Raw genomic sequence first — 17,173 nt, forward strand, 5'->3', positions numbered from 1 at the left:
AATGACGTTTCGTTCCCCAGGGAGGTGTTTCATGCGCGCACGACTCACAGCAGTCCTCACTGCGTGCTGCCTTGCTGCATGTTCAGAGCCCTCGCTTGACGACGCCCAAACGCCCACCCCAACACCTTCCCCCGCCCAGGCACCCGTAGAAAAGCAAGAGCCTGTTGAACCTGAGCTGCACCTACGGGAGAAAGTGGCGTCCCTCATGGTGGTGGGGGTGACCAACTATGACCAGGCGCGGTGGGCGTTGGACCAAGGCGTGGGTGGGTTGATCCTCCCGAGCTGGGCGGATCCGGCGCTGCTGACTGAGCCAGGCCGCAACATCAACGCGCTGCGCGAGGAGTACCCAAGGCCGTTTTCCGTAGCGATTGATTTTGAAGGCGGCCGCGTACAGCGCCACACGCAAGTCCTGGGCAGCTTCATGCCGCCGCGTGCGCTGGCTGGAAACCCGCCGGAGGTGATCCAGGGAACCGGCTATGACATTGGCGTTTCTCTTCGTTCGCATGGCATCAACGTGGACTATGCCCCGCTGCTGGACCTTGATGTGTTCAACCTGGACATTGTGGGGGACCGTTCCTTTAACTCTGTGCCGGAGGAGGTGGTGCGCGTTGGCGGATTGTTCTCCCAAGGTTTGGTGGACGCAGGTGTGACGCCGACGTTTAAGCACTTCCCGGGCCACGGCCGGGCGTCCGGCGATACGCACCACCAGCTGGCGGTGACTCCACCACTGGAGGAGGTAAAGGCGCTCGACATGCTTCCTTACGGGCCGTTGCTGGAGCGTTTTCCTGATGCCAGCGTGATGATGGGCCACATGATCGTCCCAGGCATGGGACCTGAGGGTGTGCCTAGCTCGCTGAATCCGGAGGCGTATCGCATTCTTCGCCACGGCGACTACCCAGGCGGCGTGCCCTTCGATGGCGTTATTGTCACCGACGACCTGTCCGGCATGCGCGGGCTTTTGGATTTCGCGCCTACCCCACAGGCGGTGAAGATGGCGATTGCCGCGGGTGCAGACCAGGCGCTGTGGTCCACGGGCGCTGACCTGCCTGCGACGATTGACTTGGTTGTCGCCGCTGTGGAGAGCGGGGAAATACCTTTGGCGCGTGTGGAGGAGGCGGCTGCGCGTGTGGAGCGCTTGCACTAGTGCGCTTGCACTGCGGTTGCACTAGGCGTTTGCATTTGTCTGCTAGTGGCCCGCGGCGCGCTCCTAGCAGACAATGAAAATGGCCCTCCAAATCCCCAGGTGGAATGTGAATACTTTCGGCCTTTTTAGCGTTGTGTGCTAGTAACGCCAAGCCGCTGCTAGCAGATAAGCGTTATGTCAAGCTTTTTCGGCTCACGAATATCTGGCTACGCTTAACGGGGTGAGTACTGTGCAAGCACAATCCGAGTCGCGTGGCAAAGGCCGCGGCGGCAAGATTGCCGTTGGCATTTTCGTCGGCGCGCTGGCTGTCATGCTGGCGATTTACCTGGCAGATTTGGCGATGAATCGCGGCAACGTCCCACGCGGCACCACCGTCGGCGGAGTAGCGATTGGGGGTATGAAGCCTGCTAGCGCAAGCGAGAAGCTGCAAAGCGAACTTGGCAGTATTGAAACCAACCCCGTTTCCGTGCGAGCTGACCAGGCCACCGCCCAGTTCGTTCCGGCGGAGGCCGGGCTGGTGATGGACTGGGACGCAACCATTGATGCTGTAGGTGTTGAATCCGCCAACCCGATTAGCAGGCTGCGTGGCCTGTTTACGCAGCGTGAGGTTGATGCGGTGGCGTCGGTGGATGAGGCGAAGTTCAACCCCGTCATGGAAACCTTAAGCGCCGAGCTGCACCGGGACCCCGTTGATGGTGCGATCCATATTGAAGGTGGGCGCGCCAAGGTGGATGGGCCGGTGTTGGGGCAGGACGTGGGCGTCGACAAGCTGAGCGAAGCGATTAAGGCCCAATGGCTACTGCCGGAAGGTGTAGAGGTTGAGCCGGTGACCGTGGAGCCTGCCGTGAACGAGGCGGCGGTGACTGCGGCGGAGCAGGGGCCGGTGCGCGCGGCGTTGAACGGGCCGCTGACGGTGCGTAGCAATGATCCGGCTGTGGCGGCGACGGTGCCGCAGGAGCGACTCGGTGAGATCATTCAGTTCCCGGTGGTTGAAGGCAAGATCCAGCCGCAGGTCAACGTGGAGGCCGCCCAGGGGATTTTGGGGGAGCAGCTTGCGCCGACGGAGGTTGAATCCCAAAACGCGCGCGTGCTCACCGGCGGTGGCGTGCAGGAATCTGTCGACGGGCTGGTGGTGGATTGGGAGCAAACCCTAGACGGCCTTGAAGGTAGGCTGCTTAACAACGAACCACGCGAATGGGAGGCAACCTACAAACCGCAACCGGCGACGTTTACCACCGAGGATGCGGCCAACGCCACGTTCGACCAAGTGGTTGGCAGCTTCACTACCAGCGGATACTCCGCCGCCTCGGGCCAGAACATCGCCTTGGTGGCGCAGACTGTTTCCGGTGCCGTGGTCAACCCGGGTGAGACGTTCTCTCTGAACGGCTACACCGGCCCGCGCGGCACGGCGCAGGGGTACGTAGAGTCCGGCATTATCTTGAACGGCCGCGCGGATACCGCGGTGGGTGGCGGCATCTCCCAGTTCGCCACCACCTTGTACAACGCCGCGTACTTCGCAGCGATGACGGATGTGGCGCACACGCCGCACTCTTACTACATCTCTCGCTACCCGGCTGGCCGCGAAGCAACCGTGTACGAAGGTGCCATTGACCTGCAGTTCCGCAATGATACTCCTCACCCGGTCAAGATTGTCACCAGCGTTGGCGGCGGCAGCGTCACCGTGAGTCTCATGGGTGTGAAGACCAGCACCGTGGAATCCTTCAACGGTGGCCGCTGGGCGCCAACACAGCCGCAGGAGCAGCGCGTCACCGGCAGCAGCTGTATCCCGTCTTCTGGCGCGCCGGGCTTTACCACCTCGGACACACGCGTGATCTATGACCTTGCGGGCAATGAACTTTCTCGCGAAACCCAGACCACGGTGTACACCCCAGTGCCGATTGTGAAGTGTGATTAGTTTTTCTAGGTAGTGTTTGAGTTGCTCAGTGGATGTTGATCGCCGGGGGCGTGTGATCGCCCACGTTACGGGTTAGCCCCCACGCGGTGAGCTCAGCGTAGAGCGGGTTGCGTGGCATCAGTGAGTGCAGCGGTGCGTAGCCGTTGTAAACCGCACCGGAATCGATGTTGACCACGTCGGCGCCGCCCACAGCGTTGAGGTGTGACGCCGAGTTCGGTGTCACCACGTGGTCCCTGGGGGAGTAGATCGAGGTATACACGATCGACGGGTCCGTATCGGGCACGTCCGCGAAGCGCTTCAGCCAGTTAGAGCCCACGAGCTGTTGCGATGCGCCGGAGGCGAGCAGCGCTGTCAGGCGCGGGTAGCGCGCGGCGACTTTGCCTAAACGGCCCGCCCATCCGCGCATATCGGTGCCGTGGAAGTTGCCGCCCATGGCCACTACGCGTCGCACTTTTGCCGCCCCGCCGCGGGCGATGAACATTTTGGTCATCAGCGCGCCTTGGGAATGCGCCACAATGTCTACCTGTTTCGCGCCGGTTTCCTGCAGGACACGGTCCACGTTTTGCGCGACGTCCTCTACGATCGCATCGAGGTCGCCTACCCCGAAAAACCCGGGTGCGATCATGTCGCCGTAGTCGTAGCCCCACACCCAGAAACCCTGGGCGGCCAGGTGGTTGGCGTTTTCCTTAAATGACGCCGTCCGTGAGTTAATCCCATGGATGTACAGCACGGGTGTCGGGTGCGCTGGCACGAAATCCGTGTTGTTAAACGGCAGGCTGGGGCGCTCCTGCAGCCCCTGCGCCGCACCGTACCCAAGGGCCAGTGTTACAAACCATTTCACGCTCAAGAGCATATTGCTTTTCGACGCCCCCTTGCACCAGACAGCTCTGTCTAGTAGGGTCTTTGGCGGATCATGAAGTCCGACGTATTCCAAAGCCCTCCGGCTCGTCGGCTGGCAACCGCGCATATCGCGCACGGTGCCCCCGGGGGAAGATCCGCCGGCACGAGCAATCGCCGCGCCGGAAGTGCGATGTTTCAGGAGTGTTTTTATGTCCACTGATTTTCCTACGGACTGGACCCCGGCAACCCTATCCAGCCTGACCGGGACTGTGTTCACCTTCACGCTGGATGGGACCGACGAGGCCGTCGTCGCAGAGTTCAACGATCCGGCCGAGGCGATGATGTTTATCGCCAATACCGGTGCGAAGTTTGAGTACTCACGAATCGCTGGCGCTGTACGAGTTGGCGATGCCGTAGTGCCCCTGCCAAAGCAACCAAAGGCACGTCGCGCCTGCATGTATAAGGAGTGTGACCTTGTGGCGGTCGGCCACAATCAGCACTACATTCCGGTGCTGCGCGCCATGAACCAGAAGTACATGTGGTTCCCCATCGAGGTGCTTGAGCACGACGGCACCAAGATCACCTTTGCGTTTACTAGCCCGAACGGGACCGAAACGGTCTGCGCCTACAACCACAACCCTGAAGAGCTTGCGCGTGCAACGGAGTACAACCCGGATTGGAAAGTCCTGCGCTACACCACCGGTGGCGGCAACTCCCGCAAGGCGATCTTAGTGTCGATGGAACCGCCGACCCCCTGCACGGTCGCGGAGTAGTTTGAGGCCGGTTGTTGGGGTGTTTGTTGGCTGGTGCGGTCGACGTAGACGCTAAAGGTCGGATAGCAAACATCGGATAGGGGCCCAGTTGAGTCCGATGCCACGCCCTCACCACCAGCAGAGGCCATCGAAGCCCAAGAACTCCCAGCGCCCAAGGCGGCCTCGTTCGACTTGAGCCTGCCAATTCTTGAGGTCTTGACTGACCCAACCATGTAGCCCAGTGCTACACCGATTTTTTTGATGCCTTCACCCCAGATGGGTGTGGGCAATTTTTTATGCCCACGAAAGGAATACCCATGTCTATACACGCCATCTGGCACGCCATCCAAACCGGCATCGCCGGTGTCGGTGCTTGGCTCGCCGCCTACCTCGGCGGCTTAGACGGTTTGGTTTACGCGTTGATCGTCTTCGCTATCGCCGACTACATCACCGGCGTGTTGGCCGCCATCAACGAACGCCGCCTCAGCTCATCCGTCGGTTTTAGAGGTATCAGCCGCAAAATCCTCATCTTCACTCTCGTCGGCCTGGCCCATTTGATCGACGTCCACATCCTCGGAGCACCCGGAGTCCTACGCGCGGCGGTCATCTTCTTCTACCTATCCAACGAAGGCATCTCGCTGGTGGAGAACGCCACCCGCCTCGGCCTGCCCGTCCCATCCCAAATGCGTGGGGCGCTTGATGCGATCGCTAACCGCGCCGACAAACGACCACCCCTGACCGAAACGACAATTGAAAACACAACAGATAAGGAGATTCACTGATGAAGAATTGGCTCGCGCTTGAGGCCGATATCGACCTCATCATGAACAAGCACTACACGCCCGGCAGGAACGGTAGGCGGATCGATAAGGTCATCATCCACCACAACGCAGGCAACCTCACCATCAGGGGCTGCTACGACGTGTGGCAAACCCGTCCTGCTTCCGCCCACTACCAAGTCCAAACCGACGGACGCATAGGCCAGCTCGTATGGGACCGGGATACCGCCTGGCATGCAGGAAACTTTGCCGCCAACACCACCAGTATTGGCATCGAACACGCCGACATGACCAGTGATCCATGGACTGTATCCGAGGCGTGCCTTGATAACGGTGCACACCTCGTCGCGGCCGTTTGCAAGTTCTACGGTCTCGGCCGACCCCAGTGGGGGAAGAACGTGTTCTGGCACAAGGACTTCTCTGCTACGGCCTGTCCGGCATCTCTTGCTGGCTCCCAGCACGCCGCATACATGGCTCGCGCCCAGTCTTGGTATGACCAGATGATCGGCACAGCCCCGGCACCAGCTCCTGCTCCTGCAGCACCGAACATCGACGCCTTGGCTGACGCTGTCATTCGTGGCGAGTACGGGAACGGTGATGAGCGTAAGCGTTGCCTCGGAGCCAACTACGCGGCTGTCCAACAGCGAGTCAATGAGAAGCTTTCTGGCAACGCGCCAGCGAAGCCTGCTGGGCCCAACATTGATGCCCTCGCTGACGCCGTGATCCGTGGCGAGTACGGCAATGGTGAGGAACGTAAGCGCCGCTTGGGCAACCTCTACAACGCGGTCCAAGCGCGAGTGAATGCCAAGCTCGGCTACTAACAGCTAGAGGTCAACGAACTTAGCCCCGTCAGCACTGTGACTTCCCAATCCTCGGGGAGCCGGTGGTGGCGGGGCTTTTCGTCGTTTCATGGACGGATTTAACAATCGGGGGTTTGTCGGCAGTGGGGTGAAGGGAGTGACCCCACTGTGAATGATCTTGATGAACAACGTATCCGTAACCTGCGCACGGCGGGCTGGGGGTATAAAGCGATTGCCGAGTTTTGCGCCCTGACTCGTGACCAGGTCCGCTCGTACTGCACAACCCGAAACCTTGACGCCGCTCCGGTGATGGTCGAGCGCGTGTGCCAGTGGTGTGCCAACCCTATACAGGGAGCAGCTCGGGCTAGGTTTTGCTCGCCCGCCTGCAGGCATAAAGCGTGGCGGCATCGACAGAAAACCGAGCCTGTGCGCGAGCAGACCTGTACGCACTGCGGACGCCGCTTCGCGATCGTGGACAAGCCAGGTCAAAAGTTTTGCTGTCACGCCTGCTATGTACGTGCCCGATTCGGCACGCGCGGCGGACGACCATGAACACGCTCGTCACTCCTGTTGATCAACTGGCCCAACCTGACGTGTTCGCCCGAGAACTCGCCTTCATTACGGACGCTCACACGTTGAGCGTGCTGGCGGGGCAGGGTGTGCTCACGCCCGCAGAGTATCAGCGTGCTCACCGGTTGTTATGGGAGGCGTGGACGCCGATCTATCAACCATCAATAGTGGGCGAAACGACTGGATAAACACCTGGTTTAGAGCGTGTATAGACCTAACGCGAAAGGAGAAAACGTGGCACAAGTTAGTGTGGTGACACCAGTTCGGCCGCCTGCCCCGAAACTGGTCAACGTAGCAGCATACGCGCGGGTCTCAACCAACGGCACAGAGCAGTTAGCATCCCTATCGACGCAGGTTTCGTATTATTCGCGCCTGATCCAATCCACACCCGGATGGGCCTATGTAGGGGTGTTTACCGATGAGGGTATTACGGGTAGGTCAACAAAATCCCGGCAAGGCCTGGCCGACCTGATGGATGCAGCCAGGGGCGGGGGTGTCGATATTGTGTTGTGTAAATCAATCTCACGCCTAGCCCGCAACACTGTCGACCTGCTCGCTACGGTCCGTGAGCTCAAAGACCTTGGCGTGGCCGTACGGTTCGAACGCGAACGCATCGACACCCTTAGCGCTGACGGGGAACTGCTGTTAACCTTGCTGGCCTCGTTCGCCCAAGAAGAATCACGCTCACTATCCCACAACGTCAAATGGGCAATCCGCAACCGGTACAAGAACGGGGGCACGAACTCCTTCGTTGTCTATGGCTACCACTGGGCAGACGGCCAGTTCACCATCATCGAAGAAGAAGCCAAGATCGTGCGCTTACTGTTTGCCAATTATCTCGATGGGATCAGCCCGGAGAAAACCGCGACGATGCTCAATGCTGAAGGTAAACGCTCTCGGGGAGGGGGACGGTTCTACGGGTCTGTGTTTCGTCGCATGCTTGAAAATGAGCGCTACAAGGGCTGCCAAATGCTACAGAAAATGTACCGCCCCACAATCCAAGCACCCACATGTGCGCTCAATGACGGGGAGCTGCCGCGATATTGGGTTGAGCAAGCCCTCCCAGCGATCATTGATGAGGTGATGTTTGACGCGGTGCAGGCAGAAATCGCGCACAGGCGTGAGGTGGGTCCGGCGGCGACCCCGTCAAAGAACACGGGCGTATTCACCGGACGGATCTGCTGCGGCGCGTGCGGGAAGAACTATCAACGCAAAACCCGCACCTACAAGTCTGGAACCTCGTATAAGTTTTGGCGCTGTTGGAGTGCCTGCACCGGGAACGGCAACCCCTGTAGGGGGCACAACCTGCGCGAAACACTCCTCGAACACGCCTGCGCAGACATGCTCGGCACCCAGGGTTTCGATCCTGTCCATGTTGCTGAGCAGGTCGTGATGATCGAGGCCTTCGAGCATCAGCTCACATTCCACCTCGCGGATGGAACCATGACGCCGGTGGGGTTAACCAGTGAGGGGAGGTTGGCATGAGTCGCACCGTCACAGCGATACCCGCAACAAAGAAGCTTCGATCTGCCGCAGCCTCATCTGGTGTACCAGCACACAGGCGGGTGGCCGCGTATGCGCGAGTTTCCACCGAGATGGAAGAGCAAACCTCCTCCTACGAGGCTCAAATCGACTACTACACCACCTACATTCATTCCCGTAATGATTGGCAGTTCGCGGGCATGTACTGCGATGAGGGCATCTCTGGCACCTCCATGAAACGTCGCGAAGGTTTCCAAACCATGATCGATGACGCCCTGGCAGGCAAAATCGACCTGATCCTCACCAAGAGTGTGTCCCGGTTCGCACGCAACACCGTCGACTCGCTCACTACCGTGCGCAAGCTCAAAGACGCAGGCGTCGAGGTTTATTTTCAGAAAGAAAATATTTACACCTTTGACGCCAAAGGCGAGCTATTGATCACGATCATGAGCTCACTGGCGCAAGAAGAATCCCGCTCGATCTCCGAGAACGTCACCTGGGGGCACAGGAAGCGTTTTCAAGATGGGAAAGTCATGGTGCCCTACAAATCCCTACTCGGATACAAGAAAGGAGCAGACGGCAGCCTCGTCATCGACGAAACCCAAGCTCCGACCGTCAGGCTGATCTACCAGCTGTTCCTTGACGGGATGGCCATCAGCGAAATCAAAACCGAACTCGCTGCCCGCAAGATCCTCACCCCACGCGGGAAAGAAGTGTGGTCGACATCAACAGTGCGCTCCATCCTGTCGAACGAGAAATACAAAGGCGACGCCCTGCTGCAAAAGACGTTCACCACCGATTTCCTTACTAAAAAGATGAAGGTCAACGAAGGCGAAGTACCCCAATACTACGTAACAGGCAACCACGAGCCGATTATTGCTCCACGCATCTGGGATCAAGTGCAATACGAGCTCGCCACCAGGCATGGCAACATATCGTCAGCGAAAGTCGGCTTGTTCTCCACCCGGCTCAAATGTGCTCGGTGTGGGGTGTGGTATGGGCGTAAGACGTGGGCGTCGAACACGAAATACAAGTACACAGTCTGGCAATGCAACCACAAATACACAGACGAACATCCCTGCAGCAGCGCGACGGTGAAAGACGAGCAGATCAAGGATTCTTTCGTGCAAGCGCTCAATCAACTGATCGCCCGCCGTCCGCAGCAAAGCCAGCTACCGCAGGTGCTTGGCGACATGTTCGGTACGAGCCGTTTGGAAGAACAGGCCGCTGCCTGCCAAACAAAAATCGTGGAGCTGACCGAGCAGATCGAGGCGCTGATTGCGGAAAACCAGCGGTGTGCGCTCAACCAGGACGCCTACCAAGCCCGCTACACCGAACTCGATACTATCTACCGTAAGACGCTCGCACGTAAAACAAGCCTGGAAGCAGATATCGCAGCGAACACCGCCAAGCACGCCGCCATCACCACAACCCTAGGCGATTTGACGGGCGAACCTGTGAGCGAGTTTCACCCCGCACAATGGAGCGCTCTCATCGATCACGCCATCGTAGACGAGGATACGATCCGGTTCGTGTTCCGCACAGGTGAACAGGTGAGCATGGCCCTGAAAGAGCGATGCTCGTATCAGTTGACGTGCACGGTTAGGCACACCTCCCAGAAATAAAGTAAGGTTAGCCTTACTTAATAAGGATGGTGTTTACGTGAACGATAGTGTAACGGATCAGGTTGTTGAAGACGAGTACGGGTCGGCGAAGGAAAAATCTGTCGCTGGCCAGAACGCGATCCGTCAGCTATCGCAGCCGGTGAAAGGCAAACTGTTTATCGCGCAGGTTTTGGCTTTTCTCTCTGGTGTGTTGGCTATTGCCCCGTATGTGGCTCTGGTGGAGCTTGGCAGAGAACTTATGCAAGACCAGGTGGACCCGGCGGGGGTGAACTGGATCGTGATGCTCCTCGTCAGCGCATACATGGCCCGGTTGACCTTATATTTTGTTGCATTGGGCGTGACGCATTTTATTGACCTGTCGTTGCGTAATCAGATGCGTCGGCAAATTGCCGCCCGAATGTCGACTGCTCCGCTGTCGTGGTTTACCCGCGAGGGTGAGGGGAAGATCCGCAAGACCATTCAGGATGATACGGCCACGGTGCATACAGTGATCGCGCACGGGCCGATTGAGAAACTGAACGCGATCGTATCCCCGCTCGCCTTGTTGGTGTATGCGTTTGTGGTGGATTGGCGGCTCGCTCTGCTGTCGATTGCGACGATTCCGATTTATGTGGGCATGTATGGCATGTCGATGCGTGGGATGAATGAGAAGACCGCACAAATGGACACCAAGCTCGCTCAGGTTTCGGCAACGATGGCCGAGTTCGTTGCCGGTATCTCAGTGGTGAAAGCATTCGGCAAGGTCGGCCAAGCACATAAAGCCTATTTAGATGCGGCTAACGAGTTTTCTAAGTTCTACCGGGCGTGGTGTATGCCGCTGGTGTCGATGTCGGTCGCCTCATTTTCGTGGGTGTCGATCCCGGTGTTGTTGATCGTGAACCTTGGCGGTGGCGCGTTGATGATGAACGCCGGTTGGGTGAGCATCTACGAGGTGATAACGACGACGTTGATCGCCTTGGTGCTGCCGGGAGCGTTGATGGCAGTCGCAACCATCGCCTGGTCGTACCAGCTCGCAGGGTCTGCGGCAGTGAGGCTGGTGAACGTCATGGAGCTACCAGCGTTGAGTCAGCCCGATGCGCCACAGACACCACACGGTCATGATATTGAGATTCGGGGTGTGTCGTATGCCTATGACGACACCCAGGCATTAGACGAGGTGAGCCTGAGCATTCCGGCAGGCACGGTGACCGCGCTGGTTGGCCCGTCGGGTGCGGGGAAGTCGACGTTGGCGAGTTTAATTGCCCGCTTCGATGACCCGGACGCTGGCACGATCACTATCGGCGGGGTTGATCTAAAGAGCATTTCCCAGGATTTGTTGTATTCGACGGTCGCGTTCGTCTTGCAAGATGCACAGCTTATTCGCGACACCATCCACAACAACATTGCCCTGGGCGCGCCAGACGCAACCCTGGATCAGGTGCGACAGGCGGCGAGAGCCGCGCAGATCGACGAGTTCATCATGAGCCTGCCAGATGGTTACGACACCGTGTTGGGGGAGGACACCCACGTTTCGGGCGGGCAGGCAGCCCGTATCGCGATCGCCCGGGCGCTCATGGTTGATGCCCCAGTGTTGGTGCTGGACGAGGCGACGGCGATGGCGGACCCGGAATCGGAATCGAAAATTCAACAAGCTCTCTCGACTCTTGCCAAAGGCAGAACCGTGATTGTGATCGCCCACCGGTTGGCCTCGATCAGGGGCGCGGATCAGATTGTCGTCATGGAACGCGGGCGCATTGCTGTGGTCGGTAAACACGACGAGCTGTTGGGTAATGCGCACTATCAGGCACTTCTTGCCCAAGGTGCATGTGAGGAGATGACACGATGAATCAACTATTGCTGCCACGCTTTAAGCGTTTGATGGAACCCGCCTCGTGGCGTGACCTCTCGGTCGGTCAAGCGTGGGGTGCGGTCTCAGGACTGTGTCACGGCTTTGCCCTGCTGATTCTGCTTCCCGCAGCAAGTGCCCTAGCGACCGGAATGCCGGTGTGGGGGTTATCGTTTTGGGGCTGGCTCATCGCCTTGGCGGTGATCTCGGTAGCGGGTGTAGGCACCGAGTTTTATGGCATGCGCACCGGCTATATTGGCGCGCTCGGGTTCATTCACGACGTCCACCACGCAATAGGTAACAAAGTAGCCCGCCTACCGTTGGGAGTGTTCGATTCGGGTAGCTCTGGCCGACTGTCGCGCATGGTCACCCAGGAAATGATGAACTTGGGCGAGTCGGCGGCGCACTTCATTTTCTCCCTCGTCCAAAAACTCTCAGCCGTGCTGGTGATCACTGTGGGAACCTGGTTCTGGGATTGGCGGCTGGGACTGACCTTGACGATCGCGTTCCCGATCATGCTCGCCTTCCTCCATATCTCCCGCGTGCTTCTTGATAAAGGTAAGCAGGTTTCCGAACCAGCTGAGTCAGAATTGGCGGCTCGCATGGTCGAATTCGCCACCTGCCAAGGCGCGCTGCGCTCCTGCCATGTCGCCGACGACTACCCGGCCCTTGATCGGGCATTCAAACAGGCTGACCGCAAAAGCCGCAAAGCATTGTGGATCGAAACATTAGCGAACCTGATTAATGGAATGTTCGTCCAAGCCCTTGTCGTGATAATGATCTGGCTGACCGCCCAACTCGCCCTCGGCGGGCAAATGAATGCGCTGAACGCCGTGGTCACAATCGGCATGTGCCTGCGGTTCACCACCATGCTCCAAGACATCGGTGGCTGCATGACCGGGCTGGAAGAACGCCGCCAGCAGATGAACCACGTCGACAAGGTCATGGATGCCCCCGAACTGTCCGAACCCGATGCCTCCACACCGATAAACGCCCCTGGTGATGTTCGTTTCGAGGACGTCACCTTCGGCTATGATCCGGACACCCCGGTTCTCCGTGATATTTCCTTCCATGTCCCGCAAGGTGGCATGTGTGCCCTGGTTGGTCCATCTGGGTGCGGGAAGACGACGATCGCTCGGTTGGTCGCACGTTTCTGGGATGTGCAGTCCGGCAGCGTGCGCGTTGGCGGAGTGGACGTGCGCGAGCAGACCATCGAAGATTTGATGCGCCAGATATCTCTGGTCTTCCAAGACGTCTACTTATTCAACGACACTCTCGAAGCCAACATTCGCCTTGGCAATCCCGAAGCTACTGATGAAGAAATCAGGTGGGCCGCTGAGCTGTCGGGCGTGACGGAAATTGTCAACCGCCTCCCAGACGGCTGGAATTCATTGGCGGGTGCTGGCGGGCGTGCACTGTCAGGTGGGGAACGCCAACGAGTGTCCATCGCTCGCGCCTTGGTGAAGAAAGCCCCGATCGTGCTGTTCGATGAGGCCACCAGCGCGTTGGACGCGGAAAATGAAGCCAACATTGTTGCGGCGATGAACGAGCTGCGTAAGCACTCCACACTAATTGTCATCGCCCACAAACTTGAAACCATTCGCCAAGCTGACCAAATCATTGTGCTCTCCCACGATGGGCGTATCGCCCAGCGCGGGTGCCACGACGAGCTGGTCAACCAGCCGGGTCAATACCGCGATTTCTGGCAAGAACGCATCAACGCAGCCGGATGGCAACTCGTCTAAACACAGCACGTATACGCACATGAAAGGAAAAACTATGTCTACGCCTACATCCTCGCGCCTCAACACGCGCGACTTCATCAACATTGGCGTCTTCACCGCCTTGATGTTCGTCATCGTGTTTGCATTCGGAATGCTCGGGTTCATCCCCGCCGCCATGTATGCCGGCTTCTTGCTTTCTATTCTCGTTAACGGCATCGTCTTTGCGCTGTTCACAGCACGCACTCCGAAGATGGGGGCATTGACAATCATGCTGATTATCATCGAAATCCTCTTCTTCGTGACCGGCCACTGGGTAGGGGGAATCGCGGTGGCCGCTGTATTCGGCCTGCTCGCCGACCTAGTCATTACCAAGGGGCCGAAGAGCGTGAAGGTTCGCGTTCCGCTGGCATACGCACTGTTTATTCTGCCGATCTATGTTTCCCCGTGGATGCCGCTATTTATGGACCAAGACGCATATATGTCGCAGATCGCCGAACAAATGGGCGCCGAGTATGCCGCGAAGATGGCGCAGGTTGTCACGATTCCGATTCTGTTGGGCTTCTTCGTTGTGATGCTCATCGTGGGCTGGCTTGCTGGTCTGTTGGGAACCAGGGTGGCGCGTAAGCACTTTGAACGGGCCGGTCTTGTCTAAACTTCCCGACCCGCGCACGATTATCGTAGCGCTCGTCATCGTCTCCACCACGATCTACAGTGCCTACTCGCCGTGGTTCGTGTGTGCTCTGGGCGGATTCGCCGCCGTGATGCTGGCGAGCGCTGCGATCAACCCCAACACGCTCGTGCGCCCGAGCTGGGTGGCCGTCTACCTGGCCACGTTTGTGGTCCTCGGCGGGCTCGTCTTCGTGATACCACTGGTGTGGAAGTCAACGGTCAGCGCGTTCCTCATGCTGTTTTTGCAGTGGATGTGGCGATTCAGTGTCAGCGCAGGCATGGGCGCATACGCGATCGGTGTAATCCGACCCGCCACCTTGCAAAAAGCACTCGTCAGCTCACGGATCCCGACCTGTTTCACGATCCCAATCTCGGTTGCCTTACGGGTGCTGCCCGTGATCGGCCACGAGGTTAAAGCGATCTCAGATGCGATGAAACTACGCGGCATGTCTGCGTTTTCCCTGCGCGCGGCCCAGTACTTCACAATCCCGCTGCTATCTACCGTGGTACGCAGCGGGGACGAACTGGCATCTGCTGCCCTCGTGCGAGGACTGGGCGGAACCGCAAAGCCCACCTCAGTCACGGTCGTGAAATTCCGTGTGATCGACGCAGTCATTCTGCTCGTCGTTATCGGCTTCGCGATATGGAGAATCGTCCTATGACAATAACCCAAGCCACCGGCGTCACCTTCACCTATCGAGGAGCAGACCACCCCTCAATCACTGACGCAACCATCACCATCACACCTGGAACCGTCACCTTGCTGTGTGGCGCATCGGGATCGGGGAAAACCACCGCGCTACGGCTGTTTAACGGGCTCATCCCGCACTTTCACGACGGCGACCTTACCGGAAGCGTTACAGTCGACGACATTGACGTGGCACGAGTAGATCTATCAGAGCTTGCCCACCACTGTTCGACAGTGTTTCAAAACCCGCGCACCCAGTTCTACACCACTCACGTGCGCCAAGAACTCGCCTTCGGCCCAGAAAACCTCGGCCGCGACCCGCAGGAGATCTGTGCCCGCATTGACGAGGTTGCAGCCGAGTTAGGTATCGCCGACCTACTGGAATCCCGCGTCACACAACTATCAGGCGGACAGATGCAACGCGTGGCCTGCGCCGTCGCCATGTGCAACAACACGTCGCTGATCGTCTTTGACGAGCCGACCGCGAACTTGTCCGCTGACGTTATCGACCAACTCGCCACACTCATCGCCAGGCTCAAAGCCGATGGACACACCATTATCATTGCTGAACACCGGCTAAGTTTCCTTTCTGGGATCGTCGACCGCGTCTACTGCTTCGACAAAGGCAAGATCGCCCTCACCGCAACCGGCGAAGAGTTCTACGCTACCTCGGATGAGGAGCGTAAACAGCTTGGACTGCGATCCCTAGTGACTGTGTCTATGCCACAACTTCCGGAACCGGCAGGGGAGGGGCTCACGATCGACAACCTCACCTTCGCCTACCGGCAGGGGAAAACGGTTCTCAACGTCGACCATGCGCTCTTTCCGGCAGGGAAAATCACAGCGCTCCTCGGCCCGTGCGGTTCAGGGAAATCAACCCTGGCACGCATTGTTTGCGGACTAGAAAAAGCCAAACACGCATCCATCACACTCAATGGACAAAAATTCCCCAGCCGTGACGCCTACCTTGTGATGCAAGACCCTACCCGACAGTTGTTCTCAGATACCGTCATCGACGAAGTCACGCTCGGCACGACCAAAGCCGAAAAGCAACACATCGATGCCCACGCGATCCTTGAAGAACTCGACCTTGCCGACCACGAGGCTGACCATCCCCAAGCACTCTCTGGCGGGCAGCGCCAACGCCTGGTTATTGCTACAGCGCTTGCTGCGAACAAGAAAGTTTACATCTTCGACGAACCCACGTCCGGTGTTGGCTACAAGCACCTTGTCGCGATTTCCCGAGTAATGCGTAAACTCGCTGACACTGGTGCCGTCGTCATTGTCATCACTCACGACGCTGAACTCGTCACCGAAGCCGCCGACCATAGCGTCCGCCTCGACCAAATCAGCATCTGCTAACGCAAACGCTCGCTCAGACGAAAGAGAGGAAAGCGTTTCTGCAGGTCAGGGCTAACGCGCTATACACTCGCTAACGCAAGCGATTTTCTTGGCCCCCTTGGGGCATACTCGCTAACGCAAACGCCTACTTATCATTTTCGACGTCATATTGGAGCCGGCGACGAGAATCGAACTCGCACTCTCAGCTTGGGAAGCTGATGTTCTACCACTAAACTACGCCGGCAGCGTCATCGACTTTAGCACCGTGCAATCCAAGCCCAAAAATAGGGAAGTACACTCGCATACGTGCTGCTTTCTGATCATGATATTCGCGACGCTATTGAATCCGGCCGTCTCGGCATTGACCCGTTTGATCCGGAGATGATTCAACCGAGTTCGATTGATGTGCGTATTGACAGCCTGTTTCGGGTGTTCAACAACTCGAAGTACACGCACATTGATCCGAAGGAGGAGATGCCGGACCTGACCACGCTTGTGGAGGTTCCGGAGGGTGATGCGTTCGTGCTGCATCCAGGCGAGTTCGTGTTGGCGGCAACGCTGGAGAGTTTTGTGTTGCCGGCGGATTTGGCGGGGCGTCTTGAAGGAAAAAGCTCCTTGGGGCGCTTGGGACTTCTGACGCACTCCACCGCGGGCTTCATTGACCCGGGTTTTTCAGGCCACATCACGCTTGAGCTGTCCAACGTGGCGAATCTGCCGATCACGCTGTGGCCGGGCATGAAGGTGGGCCAGCTTGCGCTGTTCGCTATGACGTCGGCTGCGGAGACCCCGTACGGCTCGTCCAAGCTGGGCTCGAAGTATCAGGGGCAGCGTGGGCCGACGGCCTCGAAGGCGTACCTGAACTTCCGTTAACGCACCGGAAACTATCCGAGCAACACACTGTATTTCACCCCGCTGCCTGTACAGGGCGAGGAGCCTGCGATTACGCAGTAGAGATTGCTGCCGATCTCGCCATCTCACGGCATAATTGCCAACTATGCGGATGACGGTGATCGGTACTG

General features: G+C 58.4%; 14 protein-coding genes, 1 tRNA gene and 1 riboswitch. Of the genes, 13 read left to right on the plus strand and 2 right to left on the minus strand.

What is annotated here, in order from left to right; all coding sequences use genetic code 11:
* The first annotated feature begins 31 nt into the window (after positions 1 to 31).
* The gene (locus tag HMPREF3101_RS09670; RefSeq protein ID WP_070464941.1) at positions 32 to 1,144 is read left to right on the plus strand and encodes a glycoside hydrolase family 3 N-terminal domain-containing protein; all 1,113 of its coding nucleotides are present in this window, start codon (positions 32 to 34) and stop codon (positions 1,142 to 1,144) included.
* A 310-nt stretch (positions 1,145 to 1,454) separates the two neighbouring features.
* A complete protein-coding gene (locus HMPREF3101_RS09675) occupies positions 1,455 to 3,059 on the plus strand; it encodes a VanW family protein (RefSeq protein WP_070464988.1) in 1,605 nt (534 codons plus the stop codon).
* Positions 3,060 to 3,084: 25 nt separating this feature from the next.
* Here the strand turns inward: HMPREF3101_RS09675 and HMPREF3101_RS09680 are convergent, their stop codons facing one another.
* Positions 3,085 to 3,900: an esterase/lipase family protein gene (locus HMPREF3101_RS09680; protein WP_246816729.1), complete on the minus strand. Its 816-nt coding sequence runs from the start codon at positions 3,898 to 3,900 to the stop codon at positions 3,085 to 3,087.
* A gap of 68 nt (positions 3,901 to 3,968) precedes the next feature.
* Positions 3,969 to 4,093: riboswitch (SAM riboswitch) on the plus strand.
* Positions 4,094 to 4,108: 15 nt separating this feature from the next.
* On the opposite strand from HMPREF3101_RS09680, the gene HMPREF3101_RS09685 reads away from it, so the two are divergent.
* From HMPREF3101_RS09685 to HMPREF3101_RS09730, 10 genes are all read left to right on the plus strand, one after another.
* Positions 4,109 to 4,672, plus strand: a complete 564-nt coding sequence (locus tag HMPREF3101_RS09685; protein ID WP_070464944.1) for a hypothetical protein — start codon at positions 4,109 to 4,111, stop codon at positions 4,670 to 4,672.
* Positions 4,673 to 4,968: 296 nt separating this feature from the next.
* A complete protein-coding gene (locus HMPREF3101_RS09690) occupies positions 4,969 to 5,433 on the plus strand; it encodes a phage holin family protein (RefSeq protein WP_070425122.1) in 465 nt (154 codons plus the stop codon).
* Entirely contained in the window at positions 5,433 to 6,251 is an 819-nt protein-coding gene (locus tag HMPREF3101_RS09695) for an N-acetylmuramoyl-L-alanine amidase (RefSeq protein ID WP_070464947.1), read from the plus strand. The genes HMPREF3101_RS09690 and HMPREF3101_RS09695 overlap by 1 nt, the downstream gene beginning before the upstream one ends.
* Before the next feature lie 783 nt (positions 6,252 to 7,034).
* Positions 7,035 to 8,285: a recombinase family protein gene (locus tag HMPREF3101_RS09700; RefSeq protein ID WP_070464949.1), complete on the plus strand. Its 1,251-nt coding sequence runs from the start codon at positions 7,035 to 7,037 to the stop codon at positions 8,283 to 8,285.
* Positions 8,282 to 9,907 (plus strand): recombinase family protein, encoded by a 1,626-nt coding sequence (locus HMPREF3101_RS09705; protein WP_070464952.1) that lies wholly within the window; start codon positions 8,282 to 8,284, stop codon positions 9,905 to 9,907. Before HMPREF3101_RS09700 ends, HMPREF3101_RS09705 begins: the two co-directional genes overlap by 4 nt.
* A 37-nt stretch (positions 9,908 to 9,944) precedes the next feature.
* Positions 9,945 to 11,732 (plus strand): ABC transporter ATP-binding protein, encoded by a 1,788-nt coding sequence (locus HMPREF3101_RS09710; protein ID WP_070464954.1) that lies wholly within the window; start codon positions 9,945 to 9,947, stop codon positions 11,730 to 11,732.
* Positions 11,729 to 13,477, plus strand: coding sequence for an ABC transporter ATP-binding protein (locus HMPREF3101_RS09715; protein ID WP_070464957.1), 1,749 nt, complete (start codon positions 11,729 to 11,731; stop codon positions 13,475 to 13,477). The genes HMPREF3101_RS09710 and HMPREF3101_RS09715 overlap by 4 nt, the downstream gene beginning before the upstream one ends.
* Before the next feature lie 34 nt (positions 13,478 to 13,511).
* Positions 13,512 to 14,108 carry an MptD family putative ECF transporter S component gene (locus HMPREF3101_RS09720; protein WP_070361801.1) on the plus strand — a complete coding sequence of 199 codons (597 nt, stop codon included), beginning with the start codon at positions 13,512 to 13,514 and terminating at the stop codon, positions 14,106 to 14,108.
* Entirely contained in the window at positions 14,101 to 14,787 is a 687-nt protein-coding gene (locus HMPREF3101_RS09725) for an energy-coupling factor transporter transmembrane component T family protein (protein WP_070464995.1), read from the plus strand. The genes HMPREF3101_RS09720 and HMPREF3101_RS09725 overlap by 8 nt, the downstream gene beginning before the upstream one ends.
* Positions 14,784 to 16,175 carry an ABC transporter ATP-binding protein gene (locus HMPREF3101_RS09730; protein WP_070464960.1) on the plus strand — a complete coding sequence of 464 codons (1,392 nt, stop codon included), beginning with the start codon at positions 14,784 to 14,786 and terminating at the stop codon, positions 16,173 to 16,175. The genes HMPREF3101_RS09725 and HMPREF3101_RS09730 overlap by 4 nt, the downstream gene beginning before the upstream one ends.
* A 149-nt stretch (positions 16,176 to 16,324) precedes the next feature.
* On the opposite strand, the gene HMPREF3101_RS09735 is transcribed toward HMPREF3101_RS09730, so the two are convergent.
* Positions 16,325 to 16,398, minus strand: a tRNA-Gly gene (locus tag HMPREF3101_RS09735).
* A 62-nt stretch (positions 16,399 to 16,460) separates the two neighbouring features.
* Here HMPREF3101_RS09735 and dcd point away from each other — a divergent pair.
* Complete coding sequence (gene dcd / locus HMPREF3101_RS09740; protein ID WP_070464963.1) at positions 16,461 to 17,024, plus strand: dCTP deaminase; 564 nt, start codon at positions 16,461 to 16,463, stop codon at positions 17,022 to 17,024.
* The last annotated feature ends 149 nt before the right edge of the window (positions 17,025 to 17,173 follow it).

Source organism: Corynebacterium sp. HMSC29G08 (genome assembly GCF_001806875.1).
Lineage (GTDB): Bacteria > Actinomycetota > Actinomycetes > Mycobacteriales > Mycobacteriaceae > Corynebacterium.